Annotated in this window: 17 protein-coding genes; 8 read left to right on the plus strand and 9 right to left on the minus strand. The window is 69.3% G+C overall.

Features of this window, described 5'->3' with window-relative positions; translation table 11 throughout:
- The first annotated feature begins 77 nt into the window (after nt 1-77).
- A complete protein-coding gene (gene mgtE / locus D9V41_RS02980; protein ID WP_121793061.1) occupies nt 78-1430 on the plus strand; it encodes a magnesium transporter in 1353 nt (450 codons plus the stop codon).
- Here the strand turns inward: mgtE and D9V41_RS02985 are convergent.
- Genes D9V41_RS02985 through gdhA form a run of 4 tightly spaced genes read right to left on the minus strand, consistent with a single transcriptional unit; the run spans nt 1399 to nt 4522 of the window.
- Nucleotides 1399-1773: an ankyrin repeat domain-containing protein gene (locus tag D9V41_RS02985; RefSeq protein ID WP_121793062.1), complete on the minus strand. Its 375-nt coding sequence runs from the start codon at nt 1771-1773 to the stop codon at nt 1399-1401. The genes mgtE and D9V41_RS02985 overlap by 32 nt on opposite strands.
- Before the next feature lie 22 nt (nt 1774-1795).
- Complete coding sequence (locus D9V41_RS02990) at nt 1796-2773, minus strand: SRPBCC family protein (RefSeq protein WP_121793063.1); 978 nt, start codon at nt 2771-2773, stop codon at nt 1796-1798.
- A gap of 17 nt (nt 2774-2790) precedes the next feature.
- Nucleotides 2791-3135: an ArsR/SmtB family transcription factor gene (locus tag D9V41_RS02995; RefSeq protein WP_121793064.1), complete on the minus strand. Its 345-nt coding sequence runs from the start codon at nt 3133-3135 to the stop codon at nt 2791-2793.
- A 49-nt stretch (nt 3136-3184) separates the two neighbouring features.
- Nucleotides 3185-4522: an NADP-specific glutamate dehydrogenase gene (gene gdhA / locus D9V41_RS03000; RefSeq protein ID WP_208006714.1), complete on the minus strand. Its 1338-nt coding sequence runs from the start codon at nt 4520-4522 to the stop codon at nt 3185-3187.
- 130 nt (nt 4523-4652) lie between these two features.
- Between gdhA and D9V41_RS03005 the strand changes: the two genes are divergently transcribed.
- The 4 genes from D9V41_RS03005 (at nt 4653) to D9V41_RS03020 (ending at nt 6847) form a co-directional block, all read left to right on the plus strand.
- A complete protein-coding gene (locus tag D9V41_RS03005) occupies nt 4653-4877 on the plus strand; it encodes a hypothetical protein (RefSeq protein ID WP_121793066.1) in 225 nt (74 codons plus the stop codon).
- Between the two features lie 90 nt (nt 4878-4967).
- Complete coding sequence (locus D9V41_RS03010) at nt 4968-5294, plus strand: ArsR/SmtB family transcription factor (protein ID WP_121793067.1); 327 nt, start codon at nt 4968-4970, stop codon at nt 5292-5294.
- Complete coding sequence (locus D9V41_RS03015; protein ID WP_121793351.1) at nt 5294-5974, plus strand: cation diffusion facilitator family transporter; 681 nt, start codon at nt 5294-5296, stop codon at nt 5972-5974. Before D9V41_RS03010 ends, D9V41_RS03015 begins: the two co-directional genes overlap by 1 nt.
- Nucleotides 5975-6013: 39 nt before the next feature.
- Entirely contained in the window at nt 6014-6847 is an 834-nt protein-coding gene (locus D9V41_RS03020; RefSeq protein WP_121793068.1) for an alpha/beta hydrolase, read from the plus strand.
- Between the two features lie 3 nt (nt 6848-6850).
- Here D9V41_RS03020 and D9V41_RS03025 read toward each other — a convergent pair whose 3' ends face one another.
- From D9V41_RS03025 to D9V41_RS03035, 3 genes are all read right to left on the minus strand, one after another.
- Complete coding sequence (locus tag D9V41_RS03025; RefSeq protein WP_121793069.1) at nt 6851-7264, minus strand: hypothetical protein; 414 nt, start codon at nt 7262-7264, stop codon at nt 6851-6853.
- A gap of 51 nt (nt 7265-7315) precedes the next feature.
- Nucleotides 7316-8197 (minus strand): DUF817 domain-containing protein, encoded by an 882-nt coding sequence (locus tag D9V41_RS03030; protein WP_208006715.1) that lies wholly within the window; start codon nt 8195-8197, stop codon nt 7316-7318.
- Between the two features lie 385 nt (nt 8198-8582).
- On the minus strand, nt 8583-10916 hold the full coding sequence (locus D9V41_RS03035; RefSeq protein WP_121793070.1) for an FdhF/YdeP family oxidoreductase: 2334 nt from the start codon (nt 10914-10916) through the stop codon (nt 8583-8585).
- A 106-nt stretch (nt 10917-11022) separates the two neighbouring features.
- On the opposite strand from D9V41_RS03035, the gene D9V41_RS03040 reads away from it, so the two are divergent.
- The gene (locus D9V41_RS03040) at nt 11023-12120 is read left to right on the plus strand and encodes an S-(hydroxymethyl)mycothiol dehydrogenase (protein WP_121793071.1); all 1098 of its coding nucleotides are present in this window, start codon (nt 11023-11025) and stop codon (nt 12118-12120) included.
- Nucleotides 12117-12746 (plus strand): MBL fold metallo-hydrolase, encoded by a 630-nt coding sequence (locus tag D9V41_RS03045; RefSeq protein WP_121793072.1) that lies wholly within the window; start codon nt 12117-12119, stop codon nt 12744-12746. Before D9V41_RS03040 ends, D9V41_RS03045 begins: the two co-directional genes overlap by 4 nt.
- 11 nt (nt 12747-12757) lie before the next feature.
- Here the strand turns inward: D9V41_RS03045 and fdhD are convergent, their stop codons facing one another.
- Nucleotides 12758-13582, minus strand: coding sequence for a formate dehydrogenase accessory sulfurtransferase FdhD (gene fdhD, locus D9V41_RS03050; protein ID WP_121793073.1), 825 nt, complete (start codon nt 13580-13582; stop codon nt 12758-12760).
- A 22-nt stretch (nt 13583-13604) separates the two neighbouring features.
- Nucleotides 13605-14426, minus strand: a complete 822-nt coding sequence (locus D9V41_RS03055; protein ID WP_208006716.1) for an alpha/beta fold hydrolase — start codon at nt 14424-14426, stop codon at nt 13605-13607.
- Nucleotides 14427-14521: 95 nt separating this feature from the next.
- Between D9V41_RS03055 and D9V41_RS03060 the strand changes: the two genes are divergently transcribed.
- Nucleotides 14522-15283, plus strand: coding sequence for an ABC transporter permease (locus tag D9V41_RS03060; RefSeq protein WP_121793074.1), 762 nt, complete (start codon nt 14522-14524; stop codon nt 15281-15283).
- Nucleotides 15284-15301 lie beyond the last annotated feature (18 nt).

A 15301-nucleotide genomic window follows, 5' to 3' on the forward strand; every position in this document is an offset into this window, starting at 1 on the left:
TCCACCGGGCGAACAAGCGGCGGCGAAGCGCGTCATGAAACTGTGATAAGGGACTACGGCGAGCGGAAGGATCGATCATGTCGACATCACCCGATGTCCGGTTCGACGGGGAGACGGTCCGGTCTCTGCTCGACGAGCACGATTGGCCGCGTCTGGCGCAGCTGGTGCGCGAGCAGACGGGCGAACGGGTGGTGGGCGTCCTCAGGGAACTACCCATCGACGAGGCGACGATCGTGTTCCGGCTGCTGGAGAAGACGCCGGCGGTCAGGGTGTTCGACCGCCTCGACCCTGGCCTTCAGGCGCACCTGGTCAGCGAGCTCGCCGACGAGCATCTCGCCGAGGTCATCGGCGACCTCGACCCCGAGGAGCAGGCCCGGCTGCTCGACGAGGTGCCGGCGAAGGTCGCCAAGCGGATGCTCGCCACGCTCGGCCCCGAGCGGACCAGTGCGGCGATGACGCTGCTCGGCTACGCCCCCGACTCGATCGGTCGGCGCATGTCGCCCGCGGCGGTCCACGCCCGCCCCGAGGACACGCTGGGCGAGGTCAGCGAGCGCATCTGCGCGTTCACCGGCCCTTCCGAGGAGGTCGCCTCGATCCCCGTCATGTCCGCTCACCGCCGACTCATGGGCATGGTCGACGTGACCGAACTCCTGCGCCATCCCGACCACACCCTCGTGGCCGAGGTGATGGCGGCGCCGCTGTTCGCCACCACGAGCGACGACAGGGAGCTGGTCGCCCGACGAACCCTCGACGCCGGCGCCACGGTGTTGCCCATCGTCGATCGCGAGGACCGGCTCGTCGGCATCCTGCCCATCAAGGACGCCGCGCGCATCGACCGCGAGGCCATCGCCCAGGACCAGGCCCGTGCCGGCGCGAGCGAGCCGCTGGCGCGGCCCTACCTGGTCACTCCCGTGCTCGCTCTCACCCGGGCGCGCGTGGTGTGGCTGCTCGTCCTCGCGCTCTCGGGCGTCCTGACGGTCAACGTGCTCGAGATCTTCGAGGCCGAGCTGTCCGAGCAGGTCGCGCTCGCGCTCTTCATCCCGCTGCTGACCGGAATCGGAGGCAACACCGGCTCGCAGGCCGCGACCACCGTGACCCGGGCGCTCTCCCTCGGGGAGGTGCGCAAACGCGACGTTCTCCGCGTGGCCTTCAAGGAGGTGCGCACGGGGCTGCTGCTCGGTCTGCTCCTGGCGGTGCTCGCCTTCGCGGCGGCCTCGGTCGTCTACGGACTCGGCATCGGCTCGGTGGTCGCGCTCACGCTGGCCATCAACTGTCCGATCGCGGCGACCGTCGGCGGGGTCATCCCGCTGGTGGCTCGCGCCTGCAAGGTCGACCCCGCGGTGTTCTCGACGCCGTTCATCTCCACGTTCTGCGACGCGAGCGGACTGCTGGTCTACTTCACCGTCGCCCTCGTCGTGCTCGGGCTTTGAGCGGCCACCATCGACGACGCCGTGCCACCTCGTCCTGCTGCGCTGGTGGGTGAGCCCCCGCGGCAACCAGTCGCTCCTCGAGCGCCGGGAGTTCGGCCTGTCGGGCTGCTTCGACGGGCGTGAGCTCATCGAATTCGGACCACAGCAGCGGGTCGGCACCGAGGTCGAGCAGCAGATGAGCGGCGTCCTCCTGCCCGGCGACGATCGCCGCGACGAGTGCGGTCGACTGGAACTCCGGATGCGCGTAGTCGAGGTCGACACCTCGGTCGGCATGGAACCGCACGAGTTCGAGATCGCCACGGCACGCCGCCGCGTACAAGTCTTTCCAATCGCCGCCGGACATGAGGCCCAGAATGCCGCAGACCTCAGGCGGGGGCGAGCACCTCCGACTCGAGTCGGGCGTAGCTGCGCTCCATGCCGTCGGTCATGCCGGTGGCGAGGACGGTGTCGCGCAGTTCGGCGTTGGGGTAGGCGATGACGAGCGAGAGGAGCGTGCCGCCCTCCACGGGCGTCAGCGTCATCTCGTTCACGACGCCCGGCCCCTCCATGCCGATCATCCGTTCGGTCGTGACCATCCGGTGCGGCGGCTCGGACTCCAGCAGCTCGCCGGTGAAGCCGAAACGGTTCTCGCCGTCGACGCTCTCCCACTCGTAGCGGTACGTCTCGCCGACCTTGTCGGCCACCTCGCAGACCGGCATCGTCCAGCCGTCGGGACCGAGCTGCCAGCGCTGCAGCAGCTCCGGCTCCTGATGTGCGCGCCACACCTGCTCGATGTCGCCGCGGATGACCCGGCTCACCCGGACGAGGGTATCGCTGAGGATCTGCGTCTCGGTCCCTCGGCCGGCCGCGAACGAGGCGAGGTCGGCCAGCACGTCGTCGATCTGGCCCATGGCGGCACGCATGCCCTCCTCCATGCCCATGCCGACGAGCTGCTCGAGTTCCTCGACCGAGTTGAAGCGCGTCGTGGTGGTCAGGCGCGAGCCCTGGTCGGTCTCCTCGAACGTGAAGACCATCCGCATCGAGGGCATGTCCGGGTTGGGGGAGCCGTCGTCGGTGGCGAAACCGTCCCGTACCTCGAAGGAGCGGAGCGGGTCGACGGACAGGAACTCCCAGAACCCGGCCGACTTCTCGCCGTCCGGTCCGGTCATGTAGTAGTCCGAGCGGCCGCCGGGGGCGACGTCGTGACGCGTGAAGGTGGCGGGCCACCCGGGCGGTCCCCAGAACTTCTCGATCTGCCGAGGGTCGACGTACGCGTCCCACAGGCGGCGGACGGGGACCCCGAAGTCGGCGACCACGGTCATGGTGAGGCTCTCGGGGTTCTTCTCAACGGAGGTGACGGGCATGGCGAAGCCTTTCTGTGTCAGTCGTCCTCGAGCAGTGCGTCGAGCTGAGCGACGCGACCGCGCCAGATCCGCTCGTACTCGTCCAGCAGGGTTTGCGCCCGCTGAAGGGTTGCGGGATTGCCGTGGACGAGGCGCTCGCGGCCCTGAGGTTGCTTGGTCACCAGACCCGCCCCTTCCAGGACCGCGACGTGCTTCTGCACGGCCGCGAACGACATGTCGTAGGTGGCGGCCAGTTGTGACACGCTCGCCGGCCCGGTGAGGGTGCGGCGCACGATGTCGCGACGGGTCGCGTCGGCGAGGGCCCGGAAGATCCGGTCCACCTCGTCATCGGAGAGAGCAATGCGCTCATTACGTACAACCATTTGGTTGTACGTTAGACCGCGCGGAGCGCGGGGTCAAGAGGGGGTTCTCTCAGACCACTCCGAGGGCGAGCATCGCGTTCGCGACCTGCGTGAAGCCGGCGATGTTGGCGCCGGCCACGTAGTTGCCCTCGACGCCGTACTCGTCGGCCGTCTCCAGGCAGCGGTCGTGGATGCCGCGCATAATCTCGCCGAGGCGCTCCTCGGTGTGCTCGAAGCTCCAGGAGTCGCGCGAGGCGTTCTGCTGCATCTCCAGGGCGCTCGTCGCCACGCCGCCGGCGTTCGCCGCCTTGCCCGGGGCGAAGGTCACGTCGGCCTCGGTGAACGCGCGGACGGCGTCCGGCGTGCACGGCATGTTGGCGCCCTCGGCGACGATGCGGCAGCCGTTCTGCACCAGAGCCTTGGCGGAGGAGCCGTCGAGCTCGTTCTGCGTGGCGCAGGGGAGGGCGATCTCACACGGGACGTCCCACACCGAGCCGTTCTCGATGAACCGAGCCTCGGGACGGGCGTCGGTGTACTCGGAGATGCGAGCGCGCTTGATCTCCTTGAGCTCCTTGACGAGTTCGAGGTCGATGCCGTTCTCGTCGACGATGTAGCCCGAGGAGTCCGAGCAGGCGATGACCCTGCCGCCGAGTTGGTCGACCTTCTCCATCGCGTAGATCGCCACGTTGCCTGAACCGGAGACCACGACCTTCTTGCCGTCGAAGGAGTCGCCGCGACTGCGCAGGATCTCGTCGACAAAGAACACGGTGCCGTATCCGGTGGCCTCGGTGCGCACCTGCGAGCCACCCCACGTCAAGCCCTTGCCGGTGAGGACGCCGGACTCGTACCGGTTGGTGATGCGCTTGTACTGGCCGAACAGGTAGCCGATCTCGCGGCCGCCCACGCCGATGTCGCCGGCGGGCACATCCGTGTACTCGCCGATGTGGCGGTAGAGCTCGGTCATGAAGGACTGGCAGAAGCGCATGATCTCGCCCTCGGAACGGCCCTTGGGGTCGAAGTCCGAGCCGCCCTTGCCGCCGCCGATCGGCAGGCCGGTGAGCGAATTCTTGAAGATCTGCTCGAAGCCGAGGAACTTCACGATGCCGAGGTAGACCGACGGGTGGAACCGCAACCCGCCCTTGTACGGGCCGAGAGCCGAGCTGAACTCGACGCGGAAGCCGCGGTTGACCTGAACCTGGCCGAGATCGTCGACCCACGGCACGCGGAAGATGATCTGACGCTCCGGCTCGCACATCCGGCGGATGACCTCAGAGTCGGTGTACTCGGGGTGCTTGTCGACGACCGGGCCGAGGCTGTCGAGGACCTCGTGGACGGACTGGTGGAACTCGGTCTCGCCGGGGTTGCGGCGCAGCACCTCGTCGTAGATGTCCCGGAGGGTGTCCTTCACGCGGTTGCCTCTTTCCTTCATTGCCTTACTCGCTTACGTGGCCTGCGACACGGCGGGAGGCCACCTCAGCGATCGTACGGGTTGGCATCGCGCAGCGACGGTCGGGTCTTGCCTGTGTGACGATCGGAGGATGCCCGACGATGACGACGTGCTGGACGCCACAGAGGCGATCGCCCGCCTCGAGCGGTGGGAGACGCACGGCGGCGCGTGGCAGGTGCTCGACGACGGGAAGAGCACGGGGCGGACGCGAATCGCCCTTCTGCGGTGTGACGGGGGCGAAGAGGTCGACCGCCTCGAGAGCGCTGATGCGGACGTGTTCCGCTGGCTGGTCTCGCGGGGCGGGGCATCGGACTGAAGTGAGCCAGGTGGCCACGCTATGGCCACCTACCGCGGAAGCGAAGAGTTCAGCCTTCGATGAATACAGATTTCGGTGTACTGTCAGTGCATGGTCGCTGCCACTGCTGTGAGTCTCGATGCGCTCGCCCGGTTCGGACACGCGCTGTCCGACCCGACCCGGGCGCGGATTCTCCTGTCGTTGGGGGAGAGCCCGGCCTATCCGGCCGACCTCGCGGAGTCGCTGGGGGTCTCCCGGCAGTCGATGTCCAATCACCTGGGCTGTCTGCGCGGATGCGGCCTCGTCGTGGCGGTGCCCGAGGGGCGGCGCACCCGCTACAAACTCGCTGACTCGGCAATCGCCCACGCCCTGCGCGACCTTCACGACCTCGTGCTGGTGACCGATCCGGCGTGCTGCTGTGCGGACGGCTCCTGCTGATGACGACGCTGCTCACCCCGGACCGGCGCGCCACCCTCGTCCGCCGCATCCGCTTCCTGGTCATCTTCACGATCGCCTACAACGTGGTGGAGGCGGTCATCGCGCTGATCGCCGGAACCGCGGCGAGTTCGAGCGCGTTGATCGCCTTCGGGCTGGACTCGGTCGTCGAGGTGTCGTCGGCGCTCGCCGTCGCGTGGCAGTTCGCCGGCCGCGACCACGAACGCCGCGAGAAGCAGGCGCTGCGGGTCATCGCGTTCTCGTTCTGGGGGCTCGCGGCCTTCGTCACGTACGACGCGGTGACCGGGCTGCTTGCCGGCGACGCTGCGCAGCGCTCTTCGGTCGGCATCGCCATCGCCGCCGTCAGCCTGCTGATCATGCCCACCGTGTCCTACCTCGAGCGGCGCGCCGGCCGGGAGCTGGGCTCGCAGTCGGCCGTCGCCGACTCCAAGCAGACGCTGCTGTGTACGTACATGTCGGCCGCGTTGCTCGTCGGCCTGCTGCTCAACAGCGTGTGGGGCTGGTGGTGGGCAGATCCCATCGCCGCGCTGCTGATCGCCGGGCTCGCGGTGCGCGAAGGCTTCAACGCCTGGTGCGGTGACGCGTGCTGCTCGCCGGCCGAAGCGCTCTTCCGCGAGGATGCGGACGGCTGCGGGTGCGGGGACGGCTGCGACTGCTGCTGAGGGAGCGCCCGTCCTCGCGGAGAATGCCACGATGGAGCCATGAACACGATCGCCCGCCGCAGCGCGCGCGTCGCGGGTGTCGTGGTCGTGATCGGAGGGCTGTTCGTGGGGCTGCTGTGGGCGATCCAACGCTCGCTGATCTACCTGCCCGATACGACCCCGGTCGGGCCCGCAGACGCCGTGATGCCCGGGGCGCGCGACCTCACGCTGACCACGAGCGACGGACTCGACCTCACCGCGTGGCTCATCCCGCCGGTGGCTGACGCCGATCGCGATATCGCCGTGCTGTACGCGTCCGGCAACGGCGGCAACCGGGCCGGCCGGGTCACGATCGCTGGTGAGCTCGCCGAGCGGGGCTTCACGGTCCTGCTGCTGGACTACCGCGGATACGGCGGCAACCCGGGAAGTCCCTCCGAGGAGGGACTCGCCGCCGACGCGGTCGCGGCCGTCGATGCGCTCGAGGCGGAAGGTTTCGAGCCCGCGCGGACGATCTACTTCGGTGAGTCGATCGGCACCGGCGTCGTGGCCCGCCTGCAGAGCACTCGACCGCCGGCAGGCGTGCTCCTGCGCTCGCCGTTCCCGGAGTTCACCGACGTCGCGGCCCACCACTACCCCTTCGTGCCGGTGCGGCTGCTGCTACGCGACCGCTTCGCGAGCATCGATCACCTGCGCGGCAGCGACGTACCGGTCTGCGTCGTGTACGGCACGACGGACACGATCGTCCCGCCCGACCTCAGTCGCCGGGTCGCCGCGCAGACCGGCAACCTCGTCGACGAGGTGCCGCTCGAAGGCGTGGGGCACAACGACGCGGCGATGTTCGGGCCACCGGTCGCCGACGCGGTCGAGCGGCTCGCCGACAGGGCGATCCGCTGACGCTCAACCCACCAGCACGTCCGGCGGCACGATGCCGACCGTCTCGTCGGTCGCGAAGAACACGGGCCAGGCGACGAAGGCCGCGGCACTGAACGCCTCGTGCGCGCTCCGGCACCAGGCGTCGTCGTCGGGCCGTGAGGGCGGCCGGCCGGGGCGGCCCCACATCGCCGCCGCCGAGCCGCCGGGCGCCACACCCTCGATGACGCGCTCGATGCTCCAGGCCAGATCGGCGAGCAACGCCGGGTCGGGGCGAGGGGGATTCTCCTTGACGTCGAGCACCGACGGCAGCAGCACTCCGTCGGCATCCATCATCACGACGAACAGCGACGGTTCGCTGAAGCCGAAGGGGTGGGCGATGGCCTGCCACATGGCGGTGAGATCGGCGAGGTCGTGAACGGGTCGGTTGAGCGCTTCCATGCCCTCACGCTGTCGCGATGAACCGACACCGTCGAACGACTTTCCACAGCGTCAACGACGGGTGCGTGGTTCGACCGGCTTGTCGACCCAGGCGACCATCACGACGGAGATGATCATCAAAAGGAACCAGGCGACGAGCTTGCTGAGCGGGACGACGTGCCAATCCTCCACCTGGCCGGGATACAGCCAGGCGCCGCTGGCCGTGCCGATGTTCTCGGCCACCCAGATGAAGAATGCGACCCCGGCGAACGCGACGAGGATCGGCATCCGATGCACGCCGCGAAAGACCCGGAAGTGCATCACCGTCCGGGCGTAGAGGGCGACGACCGCGGCGACGAGCGGCCAGCGGATGTCGACCGTGTAGTGGTGGGCGAAGAAGTTGACGTAGATCAGTACGGCGACGACCGCCGTCGTCCAGCGCGGCGGGTAGCGCACGAACGTCAGGTCGAACAGCCGGTAGACGCGCACGAGGTACGAACCGACGGCGGCATACATGAACCCGGTGTACAGCGGCACCGCCCCGATGTGCAGCACGCCGTCGCCGGGATACTCCCACGAGCCGACGTTCGTCTTGAAGATCTCCATGACGGTGCCGACGACGTGGAACATCACGATGACCAGCAGCTCGCGCCCCGTCTCCAGCTTCGCCACCACCATCACGATCTGGATCGCCACGGCGGCGAGCACCAGGGCGTCGTTACGCGCGAGCACCGCGTCGTCGGGGTACCAGAGGCGCGCGACCACGAGGATCACCAGCATCGCCGCGCCGAAGATGCACGCCCAGGCCTGCTTCGCCCCGAACACCAGGAACTCGACGAGCTTGGCCCGCGTTCCGCCCTCGGGCGCGTCGGCGAGCAGCGCGTTCGCCCACCGGTGGAGCCGCAACTCGACGGCGGTCAGTTCGAACGGCTCGTCTGCCGGGCCCTGATGCACGCGGCCAGGCTAGAGGATGGCGCAGAGCACCCGGGAGAACTCCGGTCTCGAGCCCGCGCCGTAGGTGGTCGACCATCGAGATCAGTGACGTGTCGTGGTCTCGATACGGCCGCTCGTTCCTCGCGGCCTACTCGACCACCAAACACGCGCCGTAGGTGGTCGAGTAGGAGGTCGCTCAGCGACCGACGTATCGAGGCCATGTTGGGTGGCGTGGTCTCGATACGCGGCTCGCAGAGCTCGCCGCTACTCGACCAGCTTTGGGGCGGGGGGTAGGTGGTCGAGTAGGAGGTCGCTCAGCGACCGACGTATCGAGACCAGGTGACGTGACGTGGTCTCGATACGCGGCTCGCAGAGCTCGCCGCTACTCGACCAGCGAGGGGTTGGGTCAGGAGAGTTGGGTGGGGCGCCACTCGGCCTTGTGGGCGTCGTCGGCGCGGACGCCGTCCTGACTGCTGTCCGCGAGATGAGGCCGGGCGGTGCCGGCCGGAACCAGGCGCACCACGACGGACTTCGACGTCGGCGTGTTCGAGCCCTCCGCCGTCGAATCCAGCGGCACGAGCGCATTCGTCTCCGGGTAGTACGCGGCGGCCGAACCGCGCGGCGTGTCGTACTCGACGATGCGGAAGCCCTCGGCCACCCGCTCGACGTCGTCGCCCTCCCAACGCGTCACGAGATCGACGAGGTCGTCCGGGTCGAAGCCCAGTTGGGCGATGTCCTCACGGTGCACGAAGACGACGCGGCGACCGCCGTTGACGCCGCGGTAGCGATCGTCGAGCCCATAGATCGTCGTGTTGAACTGGTCGTGGCTGCGCATGGTCTGCAGCAGCAGATGGCCCTCCGGCACCTGCAGCGCCTCGATCGGCGAGACCGCGAACTCCGCCTTGCCGCTGTCGGTGGCGAAGGTGCGCGAGTCGCGGGGCCCGTGGGGGAGGACGAAACCGCCCTGCCGCGTGGCGCGCCGGGAGTAGTCCTCGCAGCCGGGGACGACGCGCGAGATGTGCTCGCGGATGAGGTCGTAGTCCTCGGCCATCTCGCGCCACCGGATGCCGTGCCGGTCGCCGAGCGTTGCTGCGGCGATGCCCGCGATGATCGCGACCTCGCTGCGCAGGTGGGGGCTGGCCGGCTCGAGCGGTCCGTGCGACGAGCGGATGACGCACGCCGAGTCCTCGACGGTGACGAACTGCTCGCCGGTGCCGCGGACATCCTTCTCCGTGCGACCGAGGGTCGGCAGGATGAGGGCGGTCTCACCGGTCACCAGGTGCGAGCGGTTGATCTTGGTCGAGACCTGCACGGTCAGCTTGGCCTTGCGCATCGCCGCCTTGGTGACCGCGGTGTCGGGCGTCGCGTCGACGAAGTTGCCGCCGAGCCCCATGAAGAACGAGGCCTTGCCGTCGCGCAGCGCCCGGATCGAGTCGACGGTGTCGTAGCCGTGCTCGCGCGGCGGATCGAAACCGAACTCCTTCTGCAGCGCGTCGAGGAACGAGGCCGGCGGCCGTTCCCAGATGCCCATCGTCCGGTCGCCCTGGACGTTCGAGTGGCCGCGCACCGGAAAGAGGCCAGCGCCGCGCTTGCCGATGTCGCCGCGGGCGAACGCGAGGTTCGCCAGCTCGCGGATGATGTTGACCGAGTTCCGGTGCTGCGTCAGGCCCATCGCCCAGCAGTAGATCGTCGCCGAGGAGTCGCGGATCATCTCCGCGGCCTCGGTGATCTGCCGGCGGCTCAGCCCGCTGGTCTGCTCGACGTAGTTCCAGTCGACCTCGCGGAGATGCGCGGCCCACTCCTCGAATCCCTGGGTGTGCTGCTCGATGAACTCGCGGTCGATCGCGTCCCACTCCAGCAGCAGCGATCCGATGCCCTGGAACAGGGCGAGGTCGCCGTTGATCCGCACGGGCAGGTGGAGGTCGGCCATCTCCGTGCCGGGGCCGACGACGCCGCGGGCGTTCTGCGGGTTGTGGAATCGGACGAGTCCGGCCTCACGCAGCGGGTTGATCGCGATGATCTTGGCGCCGCGCTTCTTGGCGACCTCGAGGGCCGAGAGCATCCGCGGGTGGTTGCTGCCGGGGTTCTGCCCGGCGATGACGATGAGGTCGGCGTTGTAGACGTCGTTGATCGTGACGCTGGCCTTGCCGATGCCGATCGCGTCGGCCAGCGCGACGCTCGTGGACTCATGGCACATGTTCGAGCAGTCCGGCATGTTGTTGGTGCCGTAGGCGCGTGCGAAGAGCTGGTACAGAAAGGCGGCCTCGTTGGAGGTGCGGCCGGAGGTGTAGAAGATCGCCTCATCAGGGTCGATCGACTGCAGGTGGTCGGCGATGAGGGCGAACGCGTCGTCCCACTCGATCGGCTCGTAGTGGTCCCCGCCCGGCCGCTTGATCATCGGGTGGGTGATGCGCCCCTGCTTGCCCAGCCACAGCTCGGTCTGCCGGTCCAGATCGGCGATCGAATGACGCGCGAAGAACTGCGGTGTCGCCCGATCGGTGAGGGCCTCCTCGGCGACGGCCTTGACGCCGTTCTCACAGAACTCGGCGACGTGCCGGTGCTCCGGGTCAGGCCACCCGCAGCCCATGCAGTCGAACCCGTCCTTCTGGTTCAGCTTCAGCAGCGTCTTGACCGAACGCGTCGCACCCATGTGGGTCAACGCACGCTTCATCGCGACGGCGACGGCCGGCACACCGGCCGCCGACTTCTTCTGTCCGGTTACCTCGACATCGCGCTCCATGGACCTACGCTAACGTGCTCGGGCCGTCACCGACACCGGGCCGAGCCGCTGCGTCGCATGCATGCCATGATGCGGGGACGAACGCCGATCCCGACCAGGAGAGTCCGTGCCTCAGACCGTTCAGGGCGTCGTCGCCCTCGCGAAGTCCGAACCCGTCCAGCTCGTCGACATCGTCATCCCCGACCCCGGTCCGGGCGAGGCGGTGGTGCAGGTGCAAGCCTGCGGCGTCTGCCACACGGACCTGCACTATCGGGAGGGCGGCATCAACGATGAGTTCCCCTTCCTGCTCGGCCACGAGGCCGCGGGCATCGTCGAAGCGGTCGGCGAGGGTGTCACCGAGGTAGCTCCCGGCGACTTCGTCGTGCTCAACTGGCGCGCCGTGTGTGGTGAGTGCCGGGCGTGCGACCGCGGTGAACTCCAGTACTGCTTCAACACCCACAACGCCACGCAGAAGATGACCCTCACCGACGGCACGGAACTCTCGCCGGCCCTCGGCATCGGCGCCTTCGCCGAGAAGACGCTGGTGGCGGCGGGCCAGTGCACCAAGGTCGACCCGGAGGCGCGCGCGGCCGCCGTGGGACTGCTGGGCTGCGGTGTCATGGCCGGCATCGGCGCCGCGATCAACACCGGCGCGGTGACCCGCGGCAAGAGCGTCGCGGTCATCGGCTGCGGAGGCGTCGGTGCGGCCTCGATCGTGGGCTCGGCGCTCGCCGGAGCGTCGCCGATCATCGCCGTCGACATCGACGAGCGCAAGCTCGCCAAGGCGCGCGAGCTTGGCGCGACCCACGTGGTCAACAGCAGCGAGGTCGACCCGGTCGAGGCGATCCGCGAGATCGTCGGCGGCAACGGGGCCGAGGGAGCGGACGTCGTCATCGAGGCGGTCGGACGTCCCGAGACCTGGAAGCAGGCGTTCTACGCGCGCGACCTGGCCGGCGTGCTCGTCCTCGTCGGTGTGCCCACCCCCGACATGACCCTGCCGGACATCCCGCTCATCGACGTCTTCGGCCGCGGTGGGGCGCTCAAGTCCAGCTGGTACGGCGACTGCCTGCCCAAGCGCGACTTCCCGATGCTCGTCGACCTCTACCAGCAGGGCCGGCTCGACCTCGACGCCTTCGTGACCGAGGAGATCGGCATCGACGACATCGAGGCCGCGTTCGAGAAGATGCACCACGGTGATGTCCTGCGCTCGGTGGTGGTCCTGTGAGCGCGCGGATTGAACGGGTCGTCACCTCGGGGCAGTTCAGCCTCGACGGCGGCACCTGGGACGTCGACAACAACGTCTGGCTCGTCGGTGACGACGAGGAGGTCCTCGTCATCGACGCGCCGCACGACGCCGACACCATCGCCGAGGCGATCGGCGGACGGCGCGTGGTCGCGATCGTGCTCACGCACGGTCACAACGACCACGTCAACGCCGCCGTCGAGCTGCGGGAGCGGACCGGCGCGCCGATCTGGTTCCCGTTCGGCGACCACATGCTGTGGACGGCCGAGCACCCGCTTGAGGAGCCGGACTTCGACCTCGTCGCGGGAACGCGGTTCGAGGTCGCCGGCACGGTGCTGACGGCGATCGCCACGCCGGGACACTCGCCGGGAAGCACGTGCCTGTACGCCGAACAGCTCGGTGCGGTGTTCACGGGGGACACGCTGTTCAACGGCGGCCCCGGCGCCACGGGCCGCTCGTTCTCGTCGTTCGAGACGATCATCGACTCGATCCGCGACCGGCTCCTGGTCCTGCCCGAGGACACCGTGGTGCACACCGGACACGGTGACGACACCCGGATCGGCGACGAGAAGCCGCACCTGCAGGAGTGGGTCGACCGCGGTCACTGAGTGGCCGGGCGTCACACGATGCGGTCCCCGTGCGTGTAGACGTTGAAGGTCGCACCGCGGGAGAACCCGACGAGCGTCACGCCGGCGCGCTCGGCCAGGTCGGCCGCGAGGCTCGACGGTGCGCTGACCGCCGCGAGCACGGGGACGCCCGCCATGGCCGCCTTCTGCACGAGCTCGAAGGATGCTCGGCCGGACACCTGGAGGATGCGTCCGGTGAGCGGGAGACGACCCTCGGAGTAGGCGTGACCGACCACCTTGTCGACGGCATTGTGACGGCCGACGTCCTCGCGGATGGCCTCGAGCGTGCCGTCGGGGGAGAAGATGCCGGCAGCGTGCAGCCCTCCGGTGGTCTCGAACAGCTCCTGGGACTCGCGGAGCCGGTCCGGTAGTGCGCCGATGACCTCCTCGCCGACCGTGGTGCGGTCGGCGAGGAGGTCGTACGGCGTCGCGGTCTCGACCGCCTCGATGGAGTCGAGCCCGCAGATGCCGCAGGAGCTGGAGGTGTAGACGTGGCGCCGTCGTGCGGCCGCCCGGACCGAACCCGTCCCTCGGATCGCCGCGTCGATGACGTTGAAGGTGTTCTCGGCCAACGGCGTGTCGTCCGCGCAGTACCGCATCGCGGCGATGTCATCGGCCCCGACGGCGATGCCCTCGCTGACCAGGAACCCTGCCACGAGGTCGAAGTCGTGCCCCGGCGTGCGCATCGTGACCGCGAACTGCTCGCCGTCGACGCGGATCTCCAGGGGCTCCTCCGCGGCGAGCGTGTCGCGGCCGATGACGCGCGACGCGGCGACCCGCACTCGTTCGATGCGGCGTCGCTGGGTCGGTTTGGTCACGTCGTCATTGTGGCATCGAGGTTCATGCCGCGAGGAAGTCGATCAGCGCGCGGTTGAACTCGTCGGCGTGGCTGACGTTGAGGCCGTGCGGCGCGTCGTCGACCACGATCAGCTCAGCCTCGTCGACCAGGTCGGCGGTGCGCTTGCCGGAGACCTCGAACGGCACGATGGCGTCGCCGGCCCCATGGATGACGAGGACCGGGACGTCGACGCGATCGAGGTCGTCGCGGAAGTCGGTGCGACTGAACGCGTCGATGCACCCCTGGACCGCTTCGTCGCGCGCAGGCGCGGAGAGACCGAAGGCGCGGCGCCGCTCGTCGTCGCTGACCTTGAGTTCGCCGTCGAACGAGAAGAAGGTGACGCTGAACTCGTCCAGGAACGCCTCCCGGCCGGTCGCGACGCCCTCGATCATCTGCTGGACGTCCTCGTCGCCGAGTCCGCCATCGGGGTTGTCGTCGGTCTTGAGGAGGTACGGCGGCACGGCTGCGGCGAAGACGGCCGAGCGGATGCGGTCCGAGCCGTAGTTGCCGAGGTAGCGGGCGACCTCGCCGCCGCCCATCGAGAAGCCCACGAGGGTGGCGTCGGTCAGGTCGAGGCTGTCGAGCAGCCCCTTGAGATCGGCCGCGAGCGTGTCGTAGTCGTAGCCGGTCGCCGGCTTCTCCGACGAGCCGAAACCACGGCGGTCGTAGCTGATGACGCGATACCCGGACTCGGTGAGCGCCGGGAGCTGTGATTCCCAGGAGGCGCCGCTGAGCGGCCATCCGTGGATGAGCACGACGGGACGACCGGAGCCGCCGGTGTCCTCGTAGGAGAGCGAAATGCCGTTGGCGTCGATGGTGGGCATCGAAGGTCCTCTCGCGAGACGATGCGGTCTCCTCGACGGTAGGTGCTGGCCGGTGTCCTCGCAGGACGACAGCTGCGCAGTGGGACGCTGAGCGCATGGAAACGGTGAATCTCGGCTGGAGTCTCGGCGCCCTGCTCGTCCTGCTCGCGGTCGCTGCCGCCGCCATCACCGCAACCAGCGGCCTCGGACGATGGCGCACGCCGGTGATCGCGAGCGCCCGCGCCGTGGTGCAGCTTGCCGTCGTGAGCTTGGTGATCGGGGTTGCGCTGCAGTCGCTCTGGGGGACGCTCGGCTTCATCGCGCTCATGGTCGCCGTGGCGACGTGGACCGCGGGCCGGCGGGTCACGACGAGGGGGAATCGGCAGGTCGCCTGGCTGCTCGTCCCCATCGTCGTCGGCATCGCGCCGCCGCTCGCCCTGGCCGTGCTCACCCGGGTGGTGCCCGCCGAGCCGATCGCCCTTCTGCCACTCGCCGGCATCCTCGTCGGTGGCGCGATGACGGCGACGTCGGTGAGCGGCCGCCGGGTCGTGGAGGAGCTACGTGACCAGCGCGGTTCCTACGAAGCGGCCCTCGCGATCGGGCTCAGTGCACGGAAGGCGGTCGGACTCGTCGCCCGCCCCGCCGCCGCGCTCGCCCTCGTGCCCGGACAGGACCAGACCCGGACCGTGGGTCTGGTGACACTGCCGGGTGCGTTCGTCGGTCTGATCCTCGCCGGCGCCTCCCCGGCCGAGGCGGGCGCGGCCCAGGTGCTGATCCTCGTCGCGTTGCTGGCCGTCCAGGCCACGGCCGCCGCGTTGACGGTCGAACTCGTCGCGGCCGGGCGCCTCGGCGGTGCGGCCGCCCTGCCGGTGCGGTGACGAGAACCTGCGCGGTTG

It is taken from the genome of Aeromicrobium phragmitis, assembly GCF_003674095.1.
GTDB lineage: Bacteria > Actinomycetota > Actinomycetes > Propionibacteriales > Nocardioidaceae > Aeromicrobium > Aeromicrobium phragmitis.

Coding starts and splice junctions, on each gene's coding strand:
- D9V41_RS03060 (WP_121793074.1), top strand. CDS start 14,522: ATGGAAACGGTGAATCTCGGCTGGAGTCTCGGCGCCCTGCTCGTCCTG.
- D9V41_RS03015 (WP_121793351.1), top strand. CDS start 5,294: ATGACGACGCTGCTCACCCCGGACCGGCGCGCCACCCTCGTCCGCCGC.
- D9V41_RS02985 (WP_121793062.1), bottom strand. CDS start 1,773: ATGTCCGGCGGCGATTGGAAAGACTTGTACGCGGCGGCGTGCCGTGGC.
- D9V41_RS03055 (WP_208006716.1), bottom strand. CDS start 14,426: ATGCCCACCATCGACGCCAACGGCATTTCGCTCTCCTACGAGGACACC.
- D9V41_RS03005 (WP_121793066.1), top strand. CDS start 4,653: ATGCCCGACGATGACGACGTGCTGGACGCCACAGAGGCGATCGCCCGC.
- D9V41_RS03035 (WP_121793070.1), bottom strand. CDS start 10,916: ATGGAGCGCGATGTCGAGGTAACCGGACAGAAGAAGTCGGCGGCCGGT.
- D9V41_RS03020 (WP_121793068.1), top strand. CDS start 6,014: ATGAACACGATCGCCCGCCGCAGCGCGCGCGTCGCGGGTGTCGTGGTC.
- D9V41_RS03025 (WP_121793069.1), bottom strand. CDS start 7,264: ATGGAAGCGCTCAACCGACCCGTTCACGACCTCGCCGATCTCACCGCC.
- D9V41_RS03010 (WP_121793067.1), top strand. CDS start 4,968: ATGGTCGCTGCCACTGCTGTGAGTCTCGATGCGCTCGCCCGGTTCGGA.
- mgtE (WP_121793061.1), top strand. CDS start 78: ATGTCGACATCACCCGATGTCCGGTTCGACGGGGAGACGGTCCGGTCT.
- D9V41_RS02995 (WP_121793064.1), bottom strand. CDS start 3,135: ATGGTTGTACGTAATGAGCGCATTGCTCTCTCCGATGACGAGGTGGAC.
- D9V41_RS02990 (WP_121793063.1), bottom strand. CDS start 2,773: ATGCCCGTCACCTCCGTTGAGAAGAACCCCGAGAGCCTCACCATGACC.